Origin of the sequence: Lysinibacillus sp. NPDC097868, assembly GCF_044761135.1 — a bacterium.
GTDB lineage: Bacteria > Bacillota > Bacilli > Bacillales_A > Planococcaceae > Lysinibacillus.
This window is the reverse complement of sequence record NZ_JBIWBS010000015.1, coordinates 1-2,219: the sequence shown is the minus strand read 5'-3', so window position 1 is coordinate 2,219 and position 2,219 is coordinate 1. Positions and strand designations below refer to the sequence as shown.

The window sequence follows — 2,219 nt, the reverse complement described above, 5'->3', positions numbered from 1 at the left end:
CATACCGAACACGGAAGTTAAGCTCTTTAGCGCCGATGGTAGTTGGGGGCTTCCCCCTGTGAGAGTAGGACGTCGCTAGGCACACAAAGCAGTCAACAATTGTTGGCTGTTTTTTTGTTTTATATAAAAATAAAAATCTAATAAAGATGACTTGAGTATGATTGAAGGAAGTGCGAAATATAGATGCTAGAAGCCCGTTAGGGGTATTCAAATAAATACGACCACCGCATAGATTTAGAAAAAGTTAAATGTAAGAGACTTGAGATCTGAAATCTGTAAGTATAGATTCTCTAGGCGACAACAATCTATCATTTATTATTGAAAAGACAATGAGGATGAAGAGTTTGTAAATGATGCTTATTTACGTCAGATGGAAAAGTGGTAATACTAAATCTTTTCAAAACGATGGTGTAAACACTTATGAGTTTTTTTAGATGCTTATATATATGTTTATACATATCTAAGAGAAATTCCATATATTAATGACTTGATCAATATAAGAATTGGCATTTCTATAAGATTTATTATTTTGAGCGGTTTAATAATTAATGATCTATACGATGAATAGTAAATTTATTCGGTAAGATTTTTGTAACCATTTTCAGTTGTTAAAAATAAAGGTAGTAATTAAAGGGATTTATCCTTTGTCATTACTGCCTTTTCAGCTAAGATTATTTTTTTATAAGGGAGTGTTTTACATAACAGAATTGCTAGTGCCTTTATATGAATATGTATGAAGGATGTTTAAAACAAAGAAGTACTATTTAATTGATGGGGAAATGGACTTTTAGCCAATTTACACAGTTGGAAACTAAGGAACTGTGTTACCTCTATTCTTAAACTATAAGTAAGAAGGTTCGATAGGCTAAAATTTTTTTATTGTTAAATAACGCAGTTTAATAAAATATTTGCTAAACGATGAAATCAATTTAGGCACACAAGTTGTTATAAGAGTTGAGTATTATAATGCATTACTAAATCGACAAATTTCGCTTTTTTAAGTTCTAATCTTTTTGCTAGTTTCCTATAATGTAACTATTACTTGAAAAAGGAGAGGGAATTTTGTGGATTGATGGTGTTTTTTCTGGTGGGGGTTTGAAAGGCTTTGCATTAGTTGGAGCCTATCAAGTATTAGAAGCTGAAAATTTCCACTTTAAACGAGTTGCAGGAACAAGTGCTGGAGCTATTTTAGCAGCTTTTATTGCTGCTGGTTATAGTGGAAAAGAAATTGAATGTATGCTTGAAGAGTTGGATGTACCTTCATTATTAGACCCTCGGAAAACATTTCTGCCATTGCCATTTATGAAATGGATTAATGTCTACAACCATTTAGGTTTGTATAAAGGGAAAGCATTAGAAAAATGGTTTTTTCAAAAATTAGCGGATAAGGGAGTTTATACTTTTGCGGATATACCCGAAGGTTCATTGAAATTAGTAGCGTCGGATTTATCAAATGGTAGAATTATTGTTTTACCGGATGATTTACACAAGTATCAAATCGATGCCAGTAATTTTTCTGTTGCTAGTGCATTGCGTATGAGCTGTGGTATTCCATTTTTCTTTGAACCGGTTACATTAAAAACAGGAAAAGGTGAATCGGTCATTGTTGATGGTGGTGTATTAAGTAATTTTCCTCTATGGATCTTTGATGATAAAGAAGGACGCAAAAAGCGACCAGTACTTGGTCTCAAACTAAGTAGAAGTAGTGAAGAACAATGTCCTCAAGTGATAAAGAATGGTTTGAATTTATTTGAAGCGTTATTTGCAACTATGAAAGGTGCACATGATGAAAGGTATATTTCAAGAAGACACGAAAGAGATATTGTTTTTATTCCAGTAGATGATTATAGCGCTACACAATTTGATTTAAATGAGGAGACAAAGGAAACATTACTAGAGATAGGTAGGAATCGAACTATTCAATTCTTAAAGACATGGCCTAGGTTTAGGATATAAAACTTTAAAAAAATGATAAAACCTATTGACGACTTATCAACTAGATGTTATTATATAAAAGTTGCTGTTACAACATGTAACTACGAAATATAAAAACAAAATAAATGTTTGACATTATTTCAAAAACATGTTATTATATAAAAGTTAACTCTTACAAAACAGTTAACAAAATGAACCTTGAAAACTGAACAAGCAAAACGTAATCAATATAGTTTTTACTAACTAACATATGTTAGTGAACGAAACGAAATTTTGGACATCAA

At 31.5% G+C, this 2,219-nt stretch carries 1 protein-coding gene and 1 rRNA gene; both read left to right on the top strand.

The genetic code is table 11. The features are described 5' to 3' along the window. Window positions 1–81, top strand: a 5S ribosomal RNA gene (rrf, locus tag ACIQXJ_RS24090); the annotation flags it as partial. A gap of 981 nt (window positions 82–1,062) precedes the next feature. Continuing rightward, window positions 1,063–1,956: a patatin-like phospholipase family protein gene (locus ACIQXJ_RS24085; RefSeq protein ID WP_340821505.1), complete on the top strand. Its 894-nt coding sequence runs from the start codon at window positions 1,063–1,065 to the stop codon at window positions 1,954–1,956. Window positions 1,957–2,219: the final 263 nt, after the last annotated feature.